This window comes from Bradyrhizobium sp. USDA 4506 (genome assembly GCF_054058795.1).
Map to the genome: position 1 here is coordinate 841,209 of NZ_JBSSBM010000002.1, position 23,491 is coordinate 864,699.

21 protein-coding genes are annotated in these 23,491 nt (G+C 64.5%); 15 read left to right on the forward strand and 6 right to left on the reverse strand.

Translation table 11 applies throughout. The annotated features are described in order from the left end of the window. Positions 1-146: 146 nt before the first annotated feature. Positions 147-1,574 carry a glycogen synthase GlgA gene (gene glgA / locus ACVIHF_RS06300; protein WP_253609715.1) on the reverse strand — a complete coding sequence of 476 codons (1,428 nt, stop codon included), beginning with the start codon at positions 1,572-1,574 and terminating at the stop codon, positions 147-149. Between the two features lie 153 nt (positions 1,575-1,727). On the opposite strand from glgA, the gene ACVIHF_RS06305 reads away from it, so the two are divergent. From ACVIHF_RS06305 to ACVIHF_RS06340, 8 genes are all read left to right on the forward strand, one after another. Continuing rightward, positions 1,728-2,960 carry a CaiB/BaiF CoA transferase family protein gene (locus ACVIHF_RS06305; protein ID WP_253609714.1) on the forward strand — a complete coding sequence of 411 codons (1,233 nt, stop codon included), beginning with the start codon at positions 1,728-1,730 and terminating at the stop codon, positions 2,958-2,960. 117 nt (positions 2,961-3,077) lie between these two features. Next, a complete protein-coding gene (locus tag ACVIHF_RS06310; RefSeq protein WP_456781277.1) occupies positions 3,078-4,619 on the forward strand; it encodes an ABC transporter substrate-binding protein in 1,542 nt (513 codons plus the stop codon). Between the two features lie 6 nt (positions 4,620-4,625). Further along, the gene (locus tag ACVIHF_RS06315; protein WP_253609712.1) at positions 4,626-5,576 is read left to right on the forward strand and encodes an ABC transporter permease; all 951 of its coding nucleotides are present in this window, start codon (positions 4,626-4,628) and stop codon (positions 5,574-5,576) included. Then, complete coding sequence (locus ACVIHF_RS06320; protein ID WP_456791869.1) at positions 5,563-6,435, forward strand: ABC transporter permease; 873 nt, start codon at positions 5,563-5,565, stop codon at positions 6,433-6,435. Before ACVIHF_RS06315 ends, ACVIHF_RS06320 begins: the two co-directional genes overlap by 14 nt. Then, positions 6,432-7,418 (forward strand): ABC transporter ATP-binding protein, encoded by a 987-nt coding sequence (locus ACVIHF_RS06325; RefSeq protein ID WP_253609710.1) that lies wholly within the window; start codon positions 6,432-6,434, stop codon positions 7,416-7,418. Before ACVIHF_RS06320 ends, ACVIHF_RS06325 begins: the two co-directional genes overlap by 4 nt. Next, positions 7,415-8,383 (forward strand): ABC transporter ATP-binding protein, encoded by a 969-nt coding sequence (locus tag ACVIHF_RS06330; RefSeq protein WP_253609709.1) that lies wholly within the window; start codon positions 7,415-7,417, stop codon positions 8,381-8,383. The genes ACVIHF_RS06325 and ACVIHF_RS06330 overlap by 4 nt, the downstream gene beginning before the upstream one ends. A gap of 84 nt (positions 8,384-8,467) precedes the next feature. Continuing rightward, positions 8,468-9,538, forward strand: a complete 1,071-nt coding sequence (locus tag ACVIHF_RS06335; protein WP_028334327.1) for an alcohol dehydrogenase — start codon at positions 8,468-8,470, stop codon at positions 9,536-9,538. 109 nt (positions 9,539-9,647) lie between these two features. Next, positions 9,648-10,730 carry an isocitrate/isopropylmalate dehydrogenase family protein gene (locus ACVIHF_RS06340; RefSeq protein WP_253609708.1) on the forward strand — a complete coding sequence of 361 codons (1,083 nt, stop codon included), beginning with the start codon at positions 9,648-9,650 and terminating at the stop codon, positions 10,728-10,730. A gap of 39 nt (positions 10,731-10,769) precedes the next feature. Here ACVIHF_RS06340 and ACVIHF_RS06345 read toward each other — a convergent pair whose 3' ends face one another. Next, on the reverse strand, positions 10,770-11,102 hold the full coding sequence (locus ACVIHF_RS06345) for a hypothetical protein (protein ID WP_253609707.1): 333 nt from the start codon (positions 11,100-11,102) through the stop codon (positions 10,770-10,772). A gap of 522 nt (positions 11,103-11,624) precedes the next feature. Beyond that, a complete protein-coding gene (locus ACVIHF_RS06350) occupies positions 11,625-12,020 on the reverse strand; it encodes a helix-turn-helix domain-containing protein (RefSeq protein WP_016844123.1) in 396 nt (131 codons plus the stop codon). 565 nt (positions 12,021-12,585) lie between these two features. Between ACVIHF_RS06350 and ACVIHF_RS06355 the strand changes: the two genes are divergently transcribed. After that, complete coding sequence (locus ACVIHF_RS06355; protein ID WP_253609706.1) at positions 12,586-12,900, forward strand: hypothetical protein; 315 nt, start codon at positions 12,586-12,588, stop codon at positions 12,898-12,900. A gap of 51 nt (positions 12,901-12,951) precedes the next feature. Here the strand turns inward: ACVIHF_RS06355 and ACVIHF_RS06360 are convergent, their stop codons facing one another. The 3 genes from ACVIHF_RS06360 to ACVIHF_RS06370 all read right to left on the reverse strand — a co-directional run bounded on the left by ACVIHF_RS06360 (position 12,952) and on the right by ACVIHF_RS06370 (position 17,325). Next, the gene (locus tag ACVIHF_RS06360) at positions 12,952-14,271 is read right to left on the reverse strand and encodes a dicarboxylate/amino acid:cation symporter (RefSeq protein WP_253609705.1); all 1,320 of its coding nucleotides are present in this window, start codon (positions 14,269-14,271) and stop codon (positions 12,952-12,954) included. An 87-nt stretch (positions 14,272-14,358) separates the two neighbouring features. Beyond that, positions 14,359-15,816 (reverse strand): sensor histidine kinase, encoded by a 1,458-nt coding sequence (locus ACVIHF_RS06365; RefSeq protein ID WP_253610072.1) that lies wholly within the window; start codon positions 15,814-15,816, stop codon positions 14,359-14,361. 234 nt (positions 15,817-16,050) lie between these two features. Continuing rightward, positions 16,051-17,325, reverse strand: a complete 1,275-nt coding sequence (locus tag ACVIHF_RS06370; RefSeq protein ID WP_253609704.1) for a serine hydrolase domain-containing protein — start codon at positions 17,323-17,325, stop codon at positions 16,051-16,053. A 169-nt stretch (positions 17,326-17,494) separates the two neighbouring features. Between ACVIHF_RS06370 and ACVIHF_RS06375 the strand changes: the two genes are divergently transcribed. The 6 genes from ACVIHF_RS06375 (at position 17,495) to ACVIHF_RS06400 (ending at position 23,467) form a co-directional block, all read left to right on the forward strand. After that, positions 17,495-18,409 (forward strand): intradiol ring-cleavage dioxygenase, encoded by a 915-nt coding sequence (locus tag ACVIHF_RS06375; RefSeq protein WP_253609703.1) that lies wholly within the window; start codon positions 17,495-17,497, stop codon positions 18,407-18,409. A gap of 343 nt (positions 18,410-18,752) precedes the next feature. After that, complete coding sequence (locus tag ACVIHF_RS06380) at positions 18,753-20,063, forward strand: CmpA/NrtA family ABC transporter substrate-binding protein (protein WP_253609702.1); 1,311 nt, start codon at positions 18,753-18,755, stop codon at positions 20,061-20,063. A 61-nt stretch (positions 20,064-20,124) separates the two neighbouring features. Then, a complete protein-coding gene (gene ntrB, locus ACVIHF_RS06385; RefSeq protein ID WP_076827017.1) occupies positions 20,125-21,027 on the forward strand; it encodes a nitrate ABC transporter permease in 903 nt (300 codons plus the stop codon). 10 nt (positions 21,028-21,037) lie between these two features. Next, positions 21,038-21,832, forward strand: coding sequence for an ABC transporter ATP-binding protein (locus tag ACVIHF_RS06390; RefSeq protein WP_253609701.1), 795 nt, complete (start codon positions 21,038-21,040; stop codon positions 21,830-21,832). A gap of 115 nt (positions 21,833-21,947) precedes the next feature. Further along, a complete protein-coding gene (locus ACVIHF_RS06395) occupies positions 21,948-22,373 on the forward strand; it encodes a globin family protein (protein ID WP_076827212.1) in 426 nt (141 codons plus the stop codon). A 194-nt stretch (positions 22,374-22,567) separates the two neighbouring features. Next, positions 22,568-23,467 carry an SMP-30/gluconolactonase/LRE family protein gene (locus ACVIHF_RS06400; RefSeq protein ID WP_253609700.1) on the forward strand — a complete coding sequence of 300 codons (900 nt, stop codon included), beginning with the start codon at positions 22,568-22,570 and terminating at the stop codon, positions 23,465-23,467. Positions 23,468-23,491: the final 24 nt, after the last annotated feature.

A 23,491-nucleotide genomic window follows, 5' to 3' on the forward strand; every position in this document is an offset into this window, starting at 1 on the left:
GTCATCATTCGCAATTTCACGCATGCGTCGTCGTCCAGCCGTGTGGCGACGTGATTGCCTGAAAGGTTCGGTGCAATGACCCGATTGTTACCGGGCCGGTGGGATCCCACAACCGCCGGGCTTCACAAGCCCGCGAGGCGAGCCGCCTACGCCATCACGCGCGGCATGATCAGCCTTTTGTACAGCGCACCATAGCAGGCGGCCGACAGGTCCCAGCTGTAGGACTTGGCCATCGCGCTGGAGCGCATGGCGTTGAGCCGGTCCTTGGCGCGGTAGGCGTCGAAGGCGCGCCTGACGCCGCCGAGGAAGGATTCCGCCGACGGCTGCGCGAACAGGAAGCCGGTCTCGCCGTCGGCGATGGTTTCCGCAAGCCCGCCGGTCTGGTGGCCGATCGGCAGCGAGCCGAAGCGCTGCGCATACATCTGGCTGAGGCCGCAGGGCTCGAAGCGCGACGGCATCAGGGTGAAATCGCTGCCGGCGAAGATCCGGCGCGCCTGCCCATCGTTGAAGCCGATGATCACGCCGATCGCATCGGGTCGGCGGCGATGCGCGGCCACCAGCGCATCCTCGATGGCCGGCTCGCCGCTGCCGGTGACGACGATCTGTCCGCCGTCCCTGACGATCTCGTCGGCGGCCGACAGCACGAGGTCGACGCCTTTCTGATGCACGAGGCGGGCGACGAGGCCAAAGATCGGCCCGCGCGAGACCGCAAGGCCGAACTGACGGCGGACATAGTCGGCGTTGGCCTGCTTGCCCTTCCAGTCGCCGGAGCCGAACGGCTGTGCGAGCTGCGCGCAGTGGCGCGGGTCCCAGCTTTCGTCGATGCCGTTCAGGATGCCGGTCAGCTGGTCGGCATCGGAGCGCACCCGGAGCAGGCCTTCCAGGCCGCAGCCGAGCTCTGCGGTCGTGATCTCCCTGGCATAGGTCGCGCTGACCGTGGTCAGATGCGAGGCGTAGACGAGGCCGCCCTTGAGGAAGGAGAGCTTGTCGTAGAACTCCAGCCCGTCGATGTGGAATGAGCTTTCCGGTGCGCCGATCCGTCGCAGCGAGTCCTTCGGAAACAGGCCCTGATAGGCGAGATTGTGGATGGTCAGGATCGAGGGGATCCGCGCGCCGCGCCAGGCGAGGTAGGCCGGTGTGAGCGCGGCCTGCCAGTCGTTGGCGTGTACAAGGTCCGCTGCCCAATTCTTGTCCAGCATCCCGGCTGCAAGTTCGGCAGCGGCGGAGGCAAAGCGGCCGAAGCGGATGTCGTTGTCGGGCCAGTCGCGGCCGGACTCATCGCCATAGGGATTGCCCGGCCTCTCGTAGAGTTGTGGGCACAGCAGCACGTAGACCGGAAGTCCGTCCCTGGTCGACGCACGCCCGAGCGTGCAGGCCGGCATCTCGGCGAGCGCTCGGCATTGCCCTACGATTTCAATATGCGTGAACTGTTCGACCACACCCCGGTAGCCGGGAAGCATGATCCTGACGTCGCTCCACGGGCGGAGCGCCCGCGGAAGGGCAGCGGAAACGGCGGCGAGCCCGCCCACGCGGACGAAATCGTCCATCTCCGTCGTGACGAATAAGACCTTCAACAAGCGCCCTCGTTCCAGCCCGTGAGAGGGCTATGCAAGATCGGGTCCAATCTGCCTTTGAGTAAAATGCAAGACGGCCCGCGCTCCCGGTCTGGACGAGACGCTTTCCTGCCAGGGCGGCTCACTTTAGGGTCACGCGACGCCGAACAACCGATGACGAAGGTGGAGGAAGCCTTGCCGACGACCATAGCCGCTGACGATGAGGGGAATTTGACACGGAGCTTCGACGGCCTTCGCGTACTCGATTTTTCGACCACGATCGCCGGACCTCACTGCACGCGGATGCTCGCCGACATGGGCGCCGAGGTGATCAAGATCGAGCCCGCCGAGGGCGAGACGATGCGGACGCGGCCGCCGGTGCGCAACAATTGCTCGACGGCGTTCGGCCAGCTCAATATAGGCAAGAACAGCCTGGTGCTCGACCTGAAGTCGCCGGCCGGCGTCGAAGCCGTGCGCCGGCTGATCGCCACCGCCGACGTGCTGGTGGAGAATTTCCGTCCCGGCGTGATGCGGCGGCTGAAGCTCGACTATGCCTCTATCCGCGACATCAATCCGAAGCTGATCTTTTGCTCGATCTCCGGCTACGGCCAGACCGGCCCGTCGGCGGAATTGCCGGCCTATGCGCCGGTGATCCATGCCGCCTCGGGCTACGAGATGGCTCATCTCGCCTATCAGCCGGGCCGCAGCCGGCCGGACTATTGCGGCATTTATCACGCCGACGTGCTGACCGGCGTTTACGCATTCGGTGCGATCTCGGCGGCGCTCTACCAGCGCGCCGCCAGCGGCAAGGGCCAGCATATCGACGTCTCGATGCTGGAATCGATGCTGAGCCTGACCCTGAACGAGTTGCAATGGTCGCAATTCGAGGTGAAGCAAACCCAGCGCCCGATGTTCGGCCCGATCGAGACCACCGACGGCTACGTGATGGTGGCGATCGCCAGCGAGAAGACGTTCCAGAACCTGATGCAGGTGATCGGTCGTCCCGATTGGGTGTCCGATCCGCGCTTCGCCAAATATTCCGATCGGCGGGAGAACTGGGCGGGCCTGATGGAGGGCGTGGAGGCGTGGTCGAGCTCGGTCAGCACGCAGGCCTGCCTTGCCGCACTCAATGAATATGGCGTGCCGTCATCGGCCTATCGCACCGTGCGCGAGGCGCTCGCCGATCCGCAAATCGCCCATCGCGGCGCGCTGGCCGACGTTGCGGACGGCGGCGGCAGCTTCAAGGTGCTCAATCTGCCGTTCCGCATGTCCGGCGCTGCGGTCGGTGCGCGCAAGCGGATGTCGACGCTCGGCGAGCACACGCTGTCCTATCTGAAGGAGATCGGGCTCTCCGAGGATCAGATCGCAGGCTTCGCGGCGCAACCGGCAAAGACGGCGCGTCATTAAGCCTGCGGCTTTTCATCCGCATTACGGTCTTGTCGCGCGCGGCGATTCCGGACAATCTGCCGCCCAACAGACGACGATCCGGAACACCGGACGTCGCCCACCTGGGAGGGAGCATTGATGAAGCTGGTCGGGCGCGCGCACGCCGTTGCGCGCATATTTCTTGTGGCGGGATTCAGTGCCGCGGCATTCGCTGCATCGGCCAATGCGCAGAAGCTGGGCGGCACGCTCAACGTTGGCCAGGAACTCGACATTCCCGGCTTCGACCCGCTCAAGGTCGGCGTCTACGACACCTCAGCCAATACCGCGGCGGCCGCAATCTTCGACACGCTGACCACACTCGACGACAAGGGCGAGGTGAAGCCGAAGCTCGCGCTGTCATGGGAGCATTCGGAAGACTTCAAGACCTGGACCATCAAGCTGCGGCCAGGCGTCAAATTCCATGACGGCACGCCATTCAACGCGAAGGCTGTGAAGGAGAATTTCGACCGCCAGAAGGATCCCGCCAACAAATGCCGTTGCGCCTTCTACATCACGAACATCATCAGCGTGAACCCGGTCGACGACCTGACGGTGGTCTATAATTTCAGCGACCCGGCCGTGAACTTCCCGGCGACGCAGACCATTCAAAGCTCCAACAACGTCATGCAGTCGCCGACCGCATGGAAGACCAAGGGCGACGACTACAACCGCAACCCGGTCGGCACCGGTCCCTACATCCTGAAGTCCTGGACCGCCGGCGACCGCATGGTGCTCGAGAAGAACCCGGACTACTGGAACAAGGGCAAGCCGTATCTCGACCGCATCGTCCTGAAGCCCTTGCCGGATGCACAGTCGCGCTTTGCCTCGCTGCAATCGGGCGAGGCCGACATCATCTGGGACGACGAAGCCGATGCCGACAACATCATCAGGGCGCGCAAGGACACGAGCCTGACCGTGCATACCTATGAAGGCTCGGGGGCTGCAGTCGCTGCCTTCAACACCAAGGTCCCGCCGTTCGACGACGTGCGCGTGCGTCAGGCGCTGGTGATGGCGCTCGACCGCACGAAGATGTCGCAGGCGATTACCAATGGCCTGGCGCGACCGGCCAGCAATCCCTACGGCGACGGGTCCTGGGTGAAGTGCAAGGATGACGGCGCGCTGCCCTACGATGTCGAAAAGGCCAAGGCGTTGATCAAGGATTACGGCAAGCCGGTCGAATTCAAGATGCTGGTCACGGCGACGCCGCGCGGCCGCACCGGCGGCCAGGTGCTGCAGCAATTCTGGAAGCGCATCGGCGCCAACATGGAGATCGAGCAGGTCGATCAGGCAACCATTCCGCCGCGCGCCTTCATGCGCCAGTTCCAGCTCACGCCGTGGCGCATCGTCGATCTCGCCGATCCCGATCCGCAGATGTACGCCAATTTCCACACCGGCAGCCCGGTGGCGCTCGCGAACTACTCCAATCCAGAGCTGGACCGGTTGCTGGAGCATGCGCGGACCACGGCCGACGTCGCCCAGCGCACCGAGGACTATTGCGCGATCAGCCGCCTGATCAACAAGGAAGCAATCTGGTTCTGGACTTTCCAGAACACCTACTACGCAATCTCGAGCGCGAAGGTGAAGGGCGTGCCGAAGATGTTCAACGGGGTGCTCGACGTCTCCGACGCCTGGAAGGAATAGCCTTTCATGCTGTTCTTCGTCGCGCGCAGGCTCCTGTACCTGGTACCGGTGCTGATCGCGGTCTCGGTCCTGACTTTCGTGATCGCCTCGCTGTTGCCCGGCGATGTGGCCTATGTGATCCTCGGCGACCAGGCGACGCCGGAGAACGTCGCGGCCCTGCGTCACGACATGGGGCTCGATCAGCCGATCTGGCTGCGCTATCTCGGCTGGCTGTGGCACATCCTGCAGGGTGATTTCGGACGGTCCTTCCGCACCGGGCAGACCGTGTTGCAGGCCGTCAGCGAACGCATCCCGGTCTCGTTCGAGCTGATGATCCTGGCCGAGCTGATCGGGCTTGCGATCGGCGTGCCGCTCGCGATCGCCTGCGCGGCAAGGGCCGGCAGCGCGTTCGACCGCTTCATGACCGGCTCGGCCTTCGGCATGCTGTCGGTGCCGACCTTCCTGTCCGCGATCCTGCTGATCTATCTGTTTGCGGTCGAGCTGCGCCTGCTGCCGGCGACCGGCTATGTGCCGTTCACCGAGGACCCGGTCGCCAATCTGCGCTTCATGGTGCTGCCGGCGCTGACGCTCGGGCTTGCGGAATGGCCGGGCATCATGCGCGTGCTGCGCTCCGACATGATCGCGGCGCTGCAGGAGGACTACATCGCGCTCGCCAAGGCGAAGGGCCTCAAGCCGTCGCGCATCCTGTTCGTGCACGCGCTGAAGCCGTCGTCGCTGACGCTCGTCACCATCACCGGCATCAATATCGGCCGCCTGATCGGTGGCGCCGTCATCGTCGAGTCGATCTTCGCCTTGCCGGGGATCGGCCGCCTCCTGGTCGGCGCGATCTATACCCGCGATCTGATCATCCTGCAGGGCGTGGTGCTGCTGGTTGCCGCGGGCTTCGTGATCATGAACTTCGTCGTCGACATGCTCTACGCCCTTCTCGACCCAAGGATCCGCCATGGCCACGCTTGAGCTCAGCCTCGAGGAAGAGGCCGGTGCGACGCCGGTCCGGCGCCGCCGCGGGCTCGGCATGCTGTTCTGGATCGCGATCGGCTGGATGGCGCTGGTGTTCGCGGTCGCGATCTTTGCCGACCTGCTGCCGCTGCCGAGCCCGACCGACATGGACATGCTGGAGCGGCGGGCGCCGATCTCCGCCGAGCATTGGCTCGGCACCGACGGTCTCGGCCGTGACGAGCTGTCGCGGCTGATCTATGGCGCGCGCATCTCGCTGATCGTCGGTCTCTGCGCACCGATGATCGGTGTCACGATCGGCGGCGCGCTCGGCATGCTCGGGGGCTATTTCCGCGGCCGTTTCGAATCCTTCGTGGTCGGCAGCATGGACGTGCTGCTGGCGTTCCCGCCGCTGATCCTGGCGCTTGCGGTCACCGCCTATCTCGGCCAGTCGATCTTCAATCTGACCTGCATCCTCGGTGTGCTCGGCATTCCCGCCTTCATGCGGGTGGCGCGGGCGGCGACCTTGTCGCTGGCGCGGCGCGAATTCGTCATCGCGGCGCAGGCGCTCGGCGCCACGCATGCGCGCATCCTGCTGCGCGAGCTGCTGCCCAATGTGATGCTGCCGCTGCTCGCCTTCTTTCTGCTTGGCGTCGCCGTCACCATCGTGGTCGAGGGCTCGCTGTCGTTCCTCGGCCTCGGCGTGCCGCCGCCGATCTCGAGCTGGGGCAGCATGATCGGGGAGGGGCGTGAGAGCCTCGAGGTGGCGCCGCGGCTCGCCTTCATTCCGGCGATCGCGATGTTCCTGACCGTGCTCTCGTTCAACCTGATCGGCGATACGATGCGTGCGCTGACCGATCCCAGGCAGGGGGCGCTATGAGCCGGACGCTGCTCTCGGTCGAGAATGCGGTGGTCGACCTGCCGACGCCGCGCGGCAATCTGCGGGCGGTGGATCATGTCGATCTCGCCGTCGGCGCCGGCAGGACGCTCGGCATCGTCGGCGAGTCCGGGTGCGGCAAGACCATGCTGTCGCGCGCGATCCTGCAGCTGTTGCCCAAGAAGGCGAAACTGTCCGGCCGCGTGATGTTCGACGGGCAGGACCTGACGAAACTCCCGGCCGAGAAATTGCGCAAGCTGCGCGGCCGCTCGCTGGCGATCGTGTTCCAGGACCCGATGACCTCGCTCAATCCGGTGCTGACCATCGGCACCCAGCTGATCGAGACCATTGTGGAACATCTCGAGCTCGATCTTGCCGAGGCCCGGCAGCGCAGCATCGAACTGTTGGCGGCGGTCGGCATTCCCGCGCCCGAGCAGCGCCTCGCGCAATATCCGCACCAGCTCTCCGGTGGCATGCGCCAGCGCGTCGCGATTGCGGTGGCACTGTCCTGCGAGCCACAGCTCCTGATCGCGGACGAGCCGACCACCGCGCTCGACGTCACGATCCAGGCGCAGATCCTCGATCTGTTGGCGCGCGAGCAGCAGCGCCGTCACATGGCGATGATCATCATCACGCATGACCTCGGCGTGGTCGCCGGCCGCACCGACGAGGTCGCGGTGATGTATGCCGGGCGCGTCGTCGAACGCGCGCCGACGCCGGCATTGTTCAAGCAGATGCGGATGCCCTACACCGAGGCGCTGCTCGCCGCGTTGCCGAAGCTCGACGTCGCGCCGCATACGCCGCTGCCGGCGATTTCGGGGCGGCCGCCCGATCCGACCCGGCCGCTCAAGGGCTGCTCGTTTTCGCCGCGCTGCCGCTATTCCGCGGAGCGCTGCGGCGCGGAGAAGCCGCAGCTCAGCCGGGCCGAAACCCCGGAGCATCTCTACGCCTGCTTCCATCCGATCACCGCGGGGATCCGCGCATGATGCTGCAGGCAGCACCCGATCCGCTGATGAAGGTGGAAAACCTCGTCGTCGAATATTCGGTGGGAGGCAAGACCATCCATGCCGTCTCCGATGTCAGCCTCGAGATCGCGCGCGGCGAGACGCTGGGGCTGGTCGGCGAATCCGGCTGCGGCAAGTCCACCCTCGGCCGCGCGGTGCTGCAGCTGCGCCAGGCCGTCTCCGGCAAGGTGCTGTTCGATGGGCACGATCTGACCACGCTGAAGGGCGAGCCACTGCGCAAGATGCGCCGGCGCGTGCAGCTGATCTTCCAGGACCCGATTGCCTCGCTCAATCCGCGGCGGCGGATTGGCGACATCGTCGCCGAGCCGCTGGTGATCGCGGGCGTCAAGGATCCCGAGGAACGCCGGCGGCGCGTCAGTGACGTGCTGTCGGCGGTCGGCCTCGATCCGGCGCTGGTGAGCGGACGCCTGCCGCATGAATTCTCCGGCGGACAATGCCAGCGCATCTGCATCGCCCGCTCGCTGGTGCTCAATCCGGAATTCGTGATCTGCGACGAGCCGGTGTCCGCGCTCGATGTCTCGATCCGCGCCCAGATCCTCAATCTGCTGGAGGAGATGAAGGCGCGCTACGGCCTGACCCTGCTGTTCATCGCCCACGACCTCGCCGTGGTGAAGGCGGTCTCAGATCGCGTCGCGGTGATGTATCTCGGCCGGCTCTGCGAGGTCGGCCCGTCGGAGCAGTTGTTTGCACGGCCGGCGCATCCCTATACCGCGCTGCTGATCGAGGCGATCCCGGTGCCGGATCCGGATGTCCGTCCGACCCAAAGCGTGCCGGTCGGCGAGCCGCCGTCGCCGATTGCGCCGCCCTCCGGCTGCCGTTTCCGCACCCGCTGCCCCCGGGCCGACACGCGCTGCGCCAGCGAAGTGCCGGAACTGCGTGTGGTTGCGCCCGGCCAGTTCGCGGCTTGCCATCATCCCCTGATCTAAATATCCGGAGGCCGACACCGCGTTTGTCCCGGACGGGCAGGCGTGGCAAGGTCCGCCGCAAGAACAAGCTACGGGAGAACAGCGATGAAGAGTTTCCAGGTCGTCGATTTCAACGCCCCCTTGAAGGAGGTCGATCAGCCGACGCCGCAGCCGTCCGGCACGCAGGTGCTGATCAAGGTCAAGGCCGCCGGCGTCTGCCACAGCGATCTGCACATCTGGGAGGGCGGCTATGATCTCGGCCACGGCCGCAAGCCGCTGTCGCTGAAGGATCGCGGCGTCTCGCTGCCGCGCACGATGGGCCATGAGACGGTCGGCGAGATCGTGGCCTTCGGGCCCGACGTCAAGGACGCCGACAAGGGCGGCCTCAAGGTCGGCGATGTCGCGCTGGCCTATCCCTGGCTCGGCTGCGGCAAGTGCCCGACCTGCCTCGGCGGCGACGAGAACATGTGCGCAATCAAGCCGAATGCGCTCGGTGTCTATTGCGACGGCGGCTACGCCGACCACATGACGGTGCCGCATCCGAAGTATCTGCTCAACCTCAAGGGGCTCGATCCCGTCACGGCCGCGCCCTATGCCTGCTCCGGTGTCACGACCTACAGCGCGCTGAAGAAGGTCGAGAAGGATCTCGACACACCGATCGTGATCTTCGGCGCCGGCGGTCTCGGGCTGATGGCGCTCTCGCTGCTGAAGGCGATGGGCGGCAAGGGAGCGATCGTGGTCGATATCGACGCCAGGAAGCGCGAGGCGGCCGAGGCCGCGGGTGCGCTCGCGACCGTCGACGGCAAGGCGCCCGACGCGCTGGAACAGCTTGTCAAGAAGGCCGGCCAGCCGATCCGTGCCGCGATCGATCTGGTCGGCAACGCCCAGACCTCGCAACTCGGCTTCGACTGCCTGACCAAGGGCGGCAAGCTCGTGATCGTCGGCCTGTTCGGCGGCGGCGCGCCCTGGGCGCTGCCGCTGATCCCGATCAAGGCGGTCACCATCCAGGGCAGCTATGTCGGCAATCTGCGCGAGACCCAGGAGCTGCTCGACCTCGTGCGGACCAAGAAGATTCCGGCGATCCCGGTCACGCCGATGCCGCTGGCAAAGGCGAACGAAGCGCTGACAAATCTGCAGAAGGGCCAGCTGGTCGGCCGCGCGGTGCTGACGCCGTAGTCTCCCTTCCGCCATTCCGGGGCACGCGAAGCGTGAACCCGGAATCTCGAGATTCCGGGTTCGATGCTTCGCATCGCCCCGGAATGACTGTTGAGCTCCGGAGATTCTCATGTCCGCCAACAACGCACTTCACATCGCCGTCCTCGGTGGCGACGGCATCGGCCCCGAAGTGATGGCGCCGGCGCTCGACGTGCTGCGCAAGATCGAGGCGTCGGCCGGTCTCAAATTTCGCTTCACCGAGGCGCCGGCCGGCGCGGGCCATTACAAGGAAACCGGCAAGTCGATGCCGGAGAGCACGATCCGGCTGTGCGAGGAGGCCGACGCGATCCTGCTCGGAGCCTGCGGCCTGCCGTCGGTGCGCTACCCCGACAACACCGAGATCGCGCCGCAGATCGAGTTGCGCATGATCTTCGATCTCTATGCCGGCGTGCGGCCCGCGCGGTTGATCCCCGGTGTATCGAGCACGATCGTCGGCGCCGACCAGAAGGGCATCGACCTCGTCGTGATCAGGGAATCGACCGAGGGCCTGTTCGCCTCGATGGGCAAGGGCGTCGTCACCGACAGCGAGGCGCGCGAGACGATGGTGATCACGCGCCACACCTCTGAGCGGCTGTTCGAGTTCTCGTTCCGGCTCGCCGAACGCCGCAAGGCGCGCGGCAAGGTCAATGGCGGGCTGACCTGCGTCGACAAGGCGAACGTGTTCAAGGCGTTCGCATTCTTCCGGAACATCTTCGATGAGACTGCGAAGTGTCATCCCGACGTCAGGGCCGACCACCTCTACATCGATGCGGCCGCGGCTGCGCTGGTGAAGCGTCCGTGGGACTTCGACGTCATGGTGACCGAGAACATGTTCGGCGACATCCTGTCCGATCTCACCGCCGGTCTGATCGGCGGCATGGGCATGGCGCCGTCAGCCGACATCGGCGACCGCTACGCGGTGTTTCAGCCGTGTCATGGCACGGCGCCCGACATCATGGGGCAGGGCAAGGCCAATCCGACCGCGATGATCCTGTCGGCCGCGATGATGCTGGACTGGCTCGCCGACAAGCATGGACTCGAAAGCGCCGCCGAGGCCGGCGAGCGGATCGAGCGCGCGGTCGACAAGGTCTACGCCGACGGCATCAAGCCGTTTGAGTTCGGCGGCAGCAACGGCACGACCGATGTCGCGAAGGCGGTGCTGGCAGCGCTCTAGCGCGGAAGGGTGAGGGGGCCGAAGCCCCCTCGCTGATGATTAGCGATGGTGTCCGCCGTGGTGTCCGCCGCCGTGATGGCCACCCTGATGTCCGCCGTGATGAGGGCGGTGCCCGTAATGATGCGGGCGATGGTGGAATTGCGGACGATGATGCCATCCGTGATGGCGCGGTCCGTAGTAGCCGTATGCGCCCGGTCGCCAATAGCAGCGGCCCCAGCGATCGCAGACCTGACGCACCTTGTCGACATTGGACGTTTCGCCCGCGATGTGACCGGCTTGCGGAAGCCCGTTGGGCATCGCGGATGCCGCGCCGGACATCAACGCTGCGCTTCCAAGCGCGGCGAGTCCAATAACGGCAAGCTTGATATTCATCGAGATCTCCTTGGTTGAAGCCTGAGAACGTCCATGCGGGCCACTTCGTTGCTGCGACAAAAAAGACAGGCTCGTGCACTTGGTTCTGGCGGCGCCGGTTCAACTGAGGAAATGCGGGAGTTATGAGGTCGCCTGATGTGCGGGCGACAATTGGCCGCGCGACAGAATAGCGACGCATTGCGCGCGCATGCGCTGCGCGAGATGGGCAGTCGAAGCGCGAGCTGAAAAGAGCGACGCGCATGCGCGGCTACCTGCGCGAAGATCATGCTCACGTGGAGCGGTGAGATCATGGCGCGATGCTCGTCGCCGCTTCATGACCGTGCATCCGGCGGGTATTGAAGCTATCCGCCTGGATCACAAAATCTTGAAAGACAGAAGCGCCTCAAGAAAAAGCGCCGCCATCGGCGATGGCAGCGCTTCGACGTCTTCCTGGCCCGACCGGCGTGTGCAGCCGCAGCGGCCGGTGACCGGCCGTTGCGGTGTGGTGGGATCGCGTTCGCGGTGACGCGACCCGATCTGCGCTCAGTCTTCGTTGGCGGCGATCGATTCCATCAGCGACACCAGCTGACGTTGCACCGTCTGATCCTTGATCTTGCTGTAGGCGCGCAGCAACCGGAGGCTGAACGCGCTGTCGAGGAACAGCAGGCTCTCGACTTCGCGGGCCTTATTGTCGCCGTCGTAGAAGAAGGTGACCGGCACATCCAGCGCCGTCGCGATCTGCTGAAGGCGGGCAGCGCCGACACGGTTGACGCCCTTCTCGTACTTTTGAACCTGCTGGAAGCTGACGCCAAGCTTGTCGCCGAGTTCGGCCTGCGAGATCTTTTGCTCGACACGGCGCAGGCGAATCCGCTTGCCCAACTCAATGTCCGGCTTGCCGGCACTGCGCTGCTTCATCTTCTTTGCTGCTGATCTGTTCATTCTTGTGACCCGTCCTTCAAATCGAGAATCCCTGGCCCGGCTGGGTCAGGGACACGTTCATGATGTACCGCGTTAAGCTCGAGTGGATCGCCAGTTCGTCGGAACCACGAAATCCAGGAAGATCGCGGGATGGTATCCAACCGCAAAAGCGCATTGGAAACACCCTAGTACCAACTCGGTCGACTACCTGAAGTCGACCGCGCCAAGGTGTCTGTCGACACCCCGCCCTCTACATTTGGCAAAATATTGACCAAACCACAACTAGCGCGAGTTTGATCGACACAGATTTTGCGCACATGCATAATAGGCGTCAATGCACAGCGCCCGTAGTTCTACGGGCCACTATATTGTACGGGCGTCGTTGCACGGATGCAACCCCAGCTAGTGCAGCCTGAGGTCGAGAGGTGGCTGGCGGGTGCTTGACTGAATCATCCGATTTGCAAGAGTTTGACGTAAGTCCAAGTCAGGCTTTCGGAATGTTGCTGGACAATTGCCCAAAAGTTCTCAATCATCTGGAACAAATGTGTGCCTACGACAAGCCGGCGAACTCTGGCGGGAGGGGCCAATGAAGCGAAAGAGGGGAATGCCTCGACTCTACCTCGCGGCTTCGGGAGTTGAAGATATGCCGGTCGCAAACACGGAAGAACGGTTGCTGGCGCTGCTTGCAACGCTGGAGGAATGTCAGGCGTTCCTGACCGACCGGGCGAACACGGAGACGGCACGGCTGTTGTCCCTCGCCATCCTCGAGCTTCGGATGGAGCTCCACAAGGTGACGGATTCCGAGCTGAAGGCCCTCTGTGACATGATCGCTTCGGATGAGCCCGTGCTGGAACAATCGACGGGCCGGCAACTTCCGCCGTATTTGAGGCTGATCAAGTAAGTCAGCGCCCCGCGCCACGCGCGGGACGCCGCTCGGCTTGGGACGCGCGGCTCAGCCCGCAGTCACGTCAACCGCCTCGGCGCCTTCGAGCACGCGACGGGCCTTGTCGCGGTCGAGGTCACCTTCCCATGCCGCGACCACGACGGTGGCCACGCAGTTGCCGATCAAATTGCCGACTGCGCGCGCCATGCCGATGAACCAGTCGATCGAGAGCACCAGCACGAGGCCAATCGCCGGGATGCTCGGCACGGCGTTGAGCGTCGCCGCCAGGATGACGATCGCCGAGCCGGGCACGCCATGCGCACCCTTCGAGGTGATCAGCGACACGCCGAGCACCAGCATCAGGTCGCCGAACGACAGCGGCGTGTTGGTCGCCTGCGCGATGAACACGACCGCGAGCGTCAGGTAGATCGAGAAGGCATCGAGGTTGAAGGAATAGCCGGTCGGGATCACGAGGCCGACCACCGAATCCTTGACGCCGAAACGCTCCAGCTTGCGCATCACCTGCGGCAGCACCGCGTCGGACGATGCCGTGGCGACCACGATCATCAGCTCCTCGCGCAGGTAGCCGAGGAACTTGAGGATGTTGATGCCGGCGAGCGCCATCACGGCGCCAAGCACGCCGAGCACGAAGATCGCGACCGACACGTAGAACAGCGCGACCAGCGACAGCAGCTGCTTCAGCGAACCGACGCCGTATTTGCCGACCGTATAGGCGACGGCGCCGAGCACGCCGATCGGAGCGAAGCGCACGATCAGGCCCATGGCGCGGAACAGCACGGTCGAGACCGCGTCGATGAAGGAGGAGATTTTCTCGCCCTTCTCGCCGCCGACCAGTGCCAGGCTGACGCCGAAGATGATGGCGAAGAACAACACCTGCAGCACGTCGTTGCGCGACAGTGCGTCGAACGAGGTGGTCGGGATGATGTTGAGCAGGAAGCTGCCGATGCCTTCGCCCTTCAGCTTCTGCGCGTTGCTGGCATAGTTGCCGAGGGCCTTGGCATCCAGCGTCGAGGTATCGATGTTCATGCCGTGGCCGGGGCCGAACAGATAGGCGAGCAGCAGTCCGACCACGAGCGCGACCGTCGTCATCGTCTCGAAATAGACCAGTGCCTTGACGCCGACCCGGCCGACCTTCTTGAGGTCGCCGGCACCCGCGATGCCGTGCACGACGACGCAGAACACGATCGGCGCCACGATCATCGAGATCAGCTTCAGGAAGGCATCGCTGAATATCTTCAACCCGATCGCGAAATCGGGCGCGGCCATGCCGATGAGGATGCCGAGCAGCAGCGCGACAAGCACCTGCACGAACAGCGATGTGTAAAGCGGCTTGCGCGCAACTGTCGCTTCCGCTGCGATGGTCGACATGACTTCCCCCTGTTTCTGGCCGGCCGAACCCGCCAATCTTAGCAACTTGCGTGCCAAGATGTCGCAGGATCGGCCACTCCTGCCGGGTCAGCCGTCGATTTCGAGGGTGCTGGTCACGGTGTAGACGACGCCGTGGGGCAGGAAATCCACGGTGGCCTCGCCGCCGAGCTGGTCGCGGGCACTGCGCTCGATCAGCCGGGAGCCGAAGCCGCGCTGGACCGGCGCGGTGACCTGTGGGCCGCCGGTTTCGGTCCAGATCATCCGTAGCTTCGGTCCGGGGCTCTCGTTGAGGATTTCCCAATCCAGCGTCACCGTGCCGGTGTCGTTGGACAGTGCGCCATATTTGGCGGCGTTGGTCGCCATCTCGTGCAGGATCATCGACAGCACCAAGGCAAGCCGGGGCGACAGCGGCACGCGGGGGCCGAACATCCTGACCCGCGCGGACGTGTTCAAGAGGTAGGGCCGCAGCACGCGGCTGACGACGTCCTGGAAGTCGGAGCCCTGCCATTTGTCGGTGGAGAGCAGATTGTGCGCCTCGGCCAGCGCGCCGAGCCGCCCCTCGAACTTGTCGCGCTCGGCGCGGCTTGCGCTGCGGAAGGTCTGCGTGGCGATCGATTGCAGGATCGCCAGTGTGTTCTTGACGCGGTGGTTGAGCTCTTCGATCAGCAGGTCGTGCAGCATCTCGCCGCGCGCGATCGTGGTTGCCATCCGCACCGCAAAGCCGAGCCCGACCAGCAGCAGGACGCCGCCGATCACGCTGGTGATCGCCAGCGAGCGCCACAGGGGCGCCACCAGCGAGTTCTCCGCGATCCCCGCGGCGACGGTCCAGCCGGTGACGCGCGACCGGGTGAAACCGGTGATCAGCGCCACGCCCTCCAGCGAGACGGTCGGCAGCGTCGCCTCGCCGCGGCGGAACATCTCGGCAAACAACGATGGCGAGGCGCGCTGGCCGATGGTCGCCTGCGGATTTGGCACCCGCGCGAGGTTGACGCCGTCGCTGTCGAAGATCGAGATGGTCCAGTCCTGGTTGAGGCGTTGCTTCTCGATGATGGCCTGGAACACCTCGATCGGCGGGCTGAAGGAGATGTCGTAGAGCACCTCGCCGTCGCGCATCACCGGTACCTCGACGGTGATGATCAGCCGCTGCTTCACCGCGCCGAAGAACAGGTTGGAGTATTGCGGCTGCCGCGTCGCGAACACCTTCTCGAGGATCTCGAGATTGTTGCGCGGCGGCAGGCTCGCAGTGTCCGGCGTCAGCGAGGAGAATACCTGGCGACCGGCGCGGTCCGCCACCAGCACCACGCCATCCTTGCCGTACTGGTCGATGAAGCCGATCGCGACGCGGCGGAAATTGTCGAAGTCGCTGTTGCGCAGCGAGTTGGTCAGGGCCAGCACTTGCAGCCCGCCGGTCATGCGCTGCATTTCCGCATCGAGCAGCAGGCGGATGCTGCGCGCCGTCTCCAGCACGCGCTGCGTGGCGGCCTGGCGATCCCGCTGATAATTGTGGAAGGCGATCCCGACCGCGAAAATGATCAGCGGCAACATCGTTCCCGCGACCAGAAGCGCGAGACGGACTGGCAATGTCAGTTTCGGCACGAAGTCCCCGGGTCGGTGCCCATTCGCTGCGAGCTTAGGGGAGGCGGGAAAAATTCGCCAAAGGAAATAGTTTTATATCAGAAAGGTTCCGCGGCGCCCAAAGCATGATCCGGAAAAGTGTGAAGCGGTTTTCCGAAAGGATCATGCTCGAACGAGGAGTGTGCGCCGCGGAATGACGTCATGTCAGAGATTGCTCTCGGTGATCGCGGCGTAGACCATGGTGCGCAGCTCGCGCCGCAACGGATAGGCGCTCGACGGCAGCACCTGGGTCATGAAAATCGTGATCAGCTCCTCGGCCGGGTCGATGAAGAACGACGTCGTCGCGGCGCCGCCCCAGTTGAATTCGCCCGGGCTGCCGGCGATCAGCGTCTGCGCCGGGTGCATGGTGACGGCGAAGCCGAGGCCGAAGCCGATGCCGTTATAGGCGGCTTCGGCGAACATCGAGCGCGACATCGCCGGCAGATCTACGCCGCCGGGCAGATGGTTCGAGGTCATCAGCTTCAGCGTCTTCGGGCCGAGCAGCCTGACGCCGCCGAGCTCGCCGCCATTGAGCAGCGCCCGGCAGAAGGTCAGGTAGTCGGCCGCGGTCGAGCACAGTCCGCCGCCGCCCGAGATCAGCGAAGGCGGCGCCAGGAACGAGCTGGTGGTCGGATCGTCCTGCAGCGTCAGCGTGCCCTTGCGCTCGGCGGCGAGCGGGTTGAAGCCGCCCTGCGGATCGGCGGAATAGCAGGCGGCAAACCGATGCGCCTTGTCGGCCGGTACGAAGAAATCCGTGTCGTTCATGCCGAGCGGCTTGAAGATACGCTCCTTCAGGAATTGCTCGAACGGCACACCTGAGATCTTGCCGACGAGATAGCCGAGCACGTCGGTCGAGACCGAGTAGTTCCAGGCTTCGCCCGGCGAAAATTCCAGCGGGATCTTCGCCAGATCCTCGATCATGCCGTCGAGCGTGCCGGCCTTGATGACCTCGCCGATCTTCTTCTCGCGATAGGCCGCGTCGACATTGGAGCGCTGCTGGAAGCCGTAAGTGAGGCCCGAAGTGTGGCGCAAGAGGTCGACGATCTGCATCGGCCGCGTCGGTGGGCGGGTCAGGAAGGCGGGCGCGGTGCCGGCGACGAATACGCCGAGGTTCTTCCATTCCGGAATATATTTCGCGACCGGCTCATCGAGCGCGACCTTGCCTTCCTCGACCAGCATCATGAAGGCGACTGATGTGATCGGCTTGGTCATCGAATAGATGCGGAAGATGGTGTCGTCCTTGACCGGCGCCTTGCGCTCGAGATCGGCAAAGCCCTGGACCTTGGAATGCACGATCTTGCCGCGGCGATAGATCAGGACCTGCGTGCCAGGAAAACGGCCGGCATCGATGTAGCGGCTCTTCAGATGCGCTTCGAGGCGGTTGAGGGCAGTGGTCGACATTCCCGCGGATTCGGGCGAGGCAGGCGTGGGGGCTAGCATCAGGCGTTTCTCCGGCTTGCAAGGCAGCCTTGATAGCCGAAAAGTGTCTGCTGCACCAATCCGCTGCCGCTTACCGGCATTGAGCTGGTGGTGTACCGTCGCCCCTGCAATCGCGCCCCCGAAGGGGCCCAAAGTATCTGCCAAGGTATCCGTCAAGGGAAACGCCGAGATGACCCAGTTCAACGAAACCGAGCTCACCGCCGCCGTCATCCGCAGCTTCGACCAGACACCCGATCCGCGGGCCAAGTTCCTGCTGCAGGAATTGGTGAAGTCGCTGCACGATTATGTGCGCAGGACCGATCTCACCTTCGAGGAATGGGACCAGGCGATCGGCTTCCTGACCCGTACCGGGCAGAAGTGCACCGACATCCGCCAGGAGTTCATCCTGCTGTCCGACGTGCTCGGCGTGTCGATGCTGGTCGATGCGGTCAACCATCGCGATCGCGACGGCGCGACCGAGACCACCGTGCTCGGCCCGTTCTATGTCGGCGAGCACAAGGTGACGCCGCACGGCACCGACATCTCGGCAAGCCTGCCGGGCGAGCGCATGTTCGTGCAGAGCCGCGTCACCGACCTTGACGGCAAGCCGCTGGCCAATGTGCCGGTCGATATCTGGCACGCGGACGATGACGGATTCTATGACTCGCAGAAGCCGAGCTATGCCACCGAAGGTCCGTCGTCGCGGGCGCGCTTCATCACCGATGCCGACGGCCGCTTCTTCTTCCGCACCATCGTGCCGTGCAGCTATCCGATCCCGACCGACGGCCCGGTCGGGCAGATGATCACGCAGACCAACCGTCACCCGATGCGGCCGGCGCATGTGCACTTCCTGGTCAACGCCAAGGGCTACGAGCCTCTGATCACGCATGTCTTCGTCGAGGGCGACAAGTACATCGATTCCGACGTCGTGTTCGGCGTGAAGGATGAATTGATCGCCAAGGTCGAGCGCCGCACCGATCCTGTCATGCCCGATGGCCAGCGATCGGATGGGCCGTGGAGCCTGATGACCTACGAATTCCGTGTGAAGCCCGGCGGCGGAATGGCGCCCGCGCCGCTCGGCACCAAGGTCACCGAGGACGCCTGATCGGTTTCTGAACGTTTCTGCTCAACTCTTGTGCGCCGCACAAAGATTGGGCGAATCGCAAGTTTTGGCAGCGCGCGGAAAACTCGCGCGCGCTGCGACATGTTGCGCAAGGCTTTGCAGCGAAATCCATTTTCGCGCTGCGGTAGGTTGGCACAAGGCTTGAATAATCATTAGCCGACGCCATTGAAGCCGTCCCTCGAGGCTACCCCATCGGATTTCTGACGCCGCCAGACCGGGGCCTTCCCGGTGCACGCCTTTTTGCGCCCTGCGCGCGTCGCCATCCGAAGGGCGGCGCTCGACGCACTGACGCAACACCGCAACGCAACGACGCAAAGGACGACCGATGACCAAGCCCACCGACAAGCCGCCAAGCCGCGGCCTCAGCCGCCGTCAGCTACTCAAGGCAAGCAGCGGCGCCGCCGCGCTGCTCGCCGCGGCCAAGCTCAACTTTCCCGCAGGTGCATTCGCGCAGGGCGCCGGTCCGGAAGTGAAGGCTGCCAAGCTCGGCTTCATTGCGCTGACCGATGCCTCGCCGTTGTTCGTCGCCAAGGAGAAGGGCATCTTCGCCAAATACGGCATGCCCGATGTCGAGGTGCAGAAACAGGCCTCGTGGGGCACCACGCGCGACAACCTCGTGCTCGGCTCCGAGGGCAACGGCATCGACGGCGCGCATATCCTGACCCCGATGCCGTATCTGATCTCGGCCGGCAAGGTAACGCAGAACAATCAGCCGACGCCGATGTACATCATGGCGCGGCTCAATTTGAACGGCCAGTGCATCTCGGTCGCCAAGGAATATGCCGATCTCAAGGTCGGCATCGACACCGCGCCGTTCAAGGCGGCGCTGGAGAAGAAGAAGGCCTCCGGCAAGGCGGTGAAGGCCGCGATGACTTTCCCGGGCGGCACGCATGATCTGTGGATCCGCTACTGGCTCGCCGCTGGCGGCATCGATCCCGACAAGGACATCGAGACCATCGTGGTGCCGCCGCCGCAGATGGTGGCCAACATGAAGGTCGGCACGATGGACTGCTTCTGCGTCTGCGAGCCGTGGAATCTGCAACTGATACATCAGGAGATCGGCTATACCGCGATCACGACCGGCGAGCTCTGGGACAAGCATCCGGAGAAATCGTTCGGCCTGCGCGCCGCCTGGGTCGACAAGAATCCGAAGGCCGCGAAGGCGCTGCTGATGGCTGTCATGGAAGCCCAGCAGTGGTGCGAGAAGGCGGAGAACCGCGAGGAGACCGCGGCGATCTGCGCTAAGCGGCAGTGGATCAACTGCCCGGTCGAGGACATCACCGACCGCATGAAGGGCAAGTTCGACTACGGCACCGGCCGCGTGGTCGAGAATTCGCCGCAGCAGATGCGGTTCTGGAGCGACAACGCTTCCTATCCCTATCAGAGCCACGACCTCTGGTTCCTCACGGAAGACATCCGTTGGGGCAAGTACGAGGCAGGCTTCGACACCAAGGCGCTGATCGCCAAGGTGAACCGCGAGGATCTCTGGAAGGAGGCCGCCAAGGAGCTTGGCGTGTCCGACATTCCGGCCTCGACCTCGCGCGGCAAGGAGACCTTCTTCGACGGCAAGGTGTTCGATCCCGCCGATCCCGCGGCCTATCTGAAGTCGTTGTCCATCAAGCGTGTTGACGTCTGATTTGAGCGAGCCGCGCGAGCAGTGCGGCTCTCCTTTTTTTGACCATGGAGATTTTCGTTCAATGTCGATGCCTGCCATGAAGACCGAAGTGTCGGCGGTCGCGATCCCGCCGGCCGCTGCCGCGGCGCCGGTCGTGACCATGACGCCGAAGCGCGCGCCGCGCGCCGAGACCTACGCCAGGATGGCGAAGGAGACCGCGGCGCGCGTGGTGCCGCCGCTGATCGTGGTCGCGCTGCTGCTGGTGGTGTGGGAGCTGATCTGCCGGCGCGCCGGCTCCAGCCTGCCGCCGCCGTCGAAAGTGTTCAAAGATACCAAGGAGCTGATCCTCGATCCGTTCTTTGATAATGGCGGCATCGACAAGGGCCTGTTCTGGCATCTCTCCGCCAGCCTGCAGCGCGTCGCCTACGGCTATTCGCTCGCGGCCATCGCGGGCATCGCGCTCGGCACGCTGGTCGGACAGTCGGTCTGGGCGATGCGCGGGCTCGATCCGCTGTTCCAGGTGCTGCGCACCATCCCGCCGCTCGCCTGGCTGCCGCTGTCGCTGGCCGCATTCCGCGACGGCCAGCCCTCGGCGATCTTCGTGATCTTCATCACCTCGGTGTGGCCGATCATCATCAACACCGCGGTCGGCATCCGCAACATCCCGCAGGACTACCGCAACGTCGCGGCCGTCGTGCAGCTCAATCCGCTGGAGTTCTTCACCAAGATCATGATCCCGGCGGCCGCGCCCTACATGTTCACCGGCCTGCGCATCGGCATCGGCCTGTCCTGGCTCGCGATCGTCGCCGCGGAAATGCTGATCGGCGGCGTCGGCATCGGCTTCTTCATCTGGGATGCGTGGAATTCCTCGCACATCAGCGAAATCATCCTGGCGCTGTTCTATGTCGGCATCATCGGCTTCGTGCTCGACCGGCTCATTGCGGGCCTCGGCAAAGTGGTGACCCGCGGCACGGCGGCGAACTGAGGAGGAAGTCATGAAGGCCTATCTGAAGCTCGATCACATCGACAAGACCTTCACCCGCGGCAATGCCACCACGGAGGTGCTGAAGGATATCAACCTGACGATCGAGAAGGGTGAATACGTCTCGATCATCGGCCATTCCGGTTGCGGCAAGTCGACCCTGCTCAACATCGTCGCCGGCCTCACCGGCGCCACCAATGGCGGCGTGCTGCTGGAGAACCGCGAGGTCAATTCGCCGGGACCGGATCGGGCCGTGGTGTTCCAGAACCACAGCCTGCTGCCGTGGCTCACCGTCTACGAGAACGTCAAGCTCGGCGTCGACAAGGTGTTTGCAAGGACCAAGAGCAAGGCCGAGCGCGACGCCTGGGTGATGCACAATCTCAGCCTCGTGCAAATGGCGCATGCCAAGGACAAGCGGCCGAGCGAGATCTCGGGCGGCATGAAGCAGCGCGTCGGCATCGCGCGTGCGCTCGCGATGGAGCCGAAAGTGCTGCTGCTGGACGAGCCGTTCGGCGCGCTCGACGCGCTGACCCGCGCGCATCTGCAGGATTCGGTGATGGCGCTGCACCAGAAGCTCGGCAACACCATCCTGATGATCACCCACGACGTCGACGAGGCCGTGCTGCTGTCGGACCGCATCGTGATGATGACCAACGGCCCGAGCGCGCGGATCGGCGAGGTGCTCGAGGTGCCGTTGGCGCGGCCGCGCAAGCGGCTCGAGCTCGCGACCAACCAGGGCTATCTGAAGTGCCGGCAGCACGTGCTCGAATTCCTCTATGAGCGCCACAGCTTCGTCGAGGCGGCGTGATGATCACGTCGACGGCAAGCGTTTCCGCTTTGAACCGGAACGCCGGCTTCGGTTACCAATGCTCGCGTTTTGAAAAATCGTTTCAGAACTCATTTCATGACCGAGGAGAATTGAGATGAATCCGGCCCAAATCAAGCTGGTTCAGGACAGCTTTGGCAAGGTCGCGCCGATCTCGGAGCAGGCCGCGGTCATTTTCTACGACCGCTTGTTCGAAGTCGCGCCCGCCGTGAAGGCGATGTTTCCGGTCGACATGAAGGAGCAGCGCAAGAAATTGATGACGACGCTTGCCGTCGTCGTGAATGGGCTGAGCAATCTCGACACGATCCTGCCGGCCGCGAGTGCGCTGGCCAAGCGGCATGTCAGCTACGGCGCCAAGCCCGAGCATTATCCGGTGGTCGGCGGCGCGTTGTTGTGGACGCTGGAGAAGGGGCTCGGCGAAGCCTGGACACCTGACGTCGCCGCCGCGTGGACCGCGGCGTACGGCACGCTGTCCGGCTACATGATCTCGGAAGCCTATGGCCCGGCGCAGCCGGCTGAATAGGAAAACGTCGTAAGCACAGGACGGCTGTCCAACCGTCATTGCGAGGAACGAAGTGACGAAGCAATCCATCTTGCCACGCATGGAGGATGGATTGCTTCGCTTCGCTCGCAATGACGTGGTGGGCTTTGGGGTATTCGACGGCGCCAGCAATCTTCTCTATGGTTCGCCCCGTTCCGCCAACGGGTGAACCAACAATGATGTTCCTGGAAACGCCGCCGAAACTGATCGCGACTGAAATCTTCTCCGCCGTGCCGGCGGAATTCCGCCGCGGGATGGCGAGCGAATGGGCTGACGCCAACCGCCCGGGCGCGGTGACCGACTGCTTCATCGAGGGACCGTCGTTCGATGCCGACGGCAATCTCTACATCGTCGACATTCCGTTCGGCCGCATCTTCAGGATCGCGCCGGACAAGTCGTGGTCGCAGGTTGCCGAGTATGACGGCTGGCCGAACGGGCTGAAGATCGATGCGATGGGCCGCATCCTGATCGCCGACTATCGGCACGGGTTGATGGAACTCGACGCCAGGTCGGGCGAGGTCACGCCCCTGCTGCGCTCGCGCAATTCGGAATCGTTCCGCGGCTGCAACGACCTGCACATCGCATCGAACGGTGACATCTATTTTACCGATCAGGGCCAGACCGGGCTGCACGATCCGACCGGCCGCGTCTATCGGCTGCGGGTGAACGGAGCGCTCGACTGTCTGATCGACACCGGCATCAGCCCGAACGGCCTGGTGCTCGATCCGCACGAGGCGGTGCTGTTCGTCGCCATGACGCGCGACAATGCGGTCTGGCGCGCGCCGTTCATGAAGGACGGCAGCGTCTCCAAGGTCGGCCGCTTCTGCTCGCTGTTCGGCCCGAGCGGGCCCGACGGCATGACGATGGACGCCGCCGGTCGGCTGTTCGTCGCGCACGCCTCGCTCGGCCATGTCTTCGTGTTTGCGCCGAACGGCGAGTGTATCGCGCGGATCAAGTCCTGCGCCGGGCCGAGCTGCACCAATGTCGCCATCGGCGGCGCCGACCGCGACCGCCTCTACATCACGGAATCGGTGACTGGCTCGGTGCTGGTCGCCGACATCAGCGGGCTCGGCTAGATATCTTCCTGACTGTCGACCATC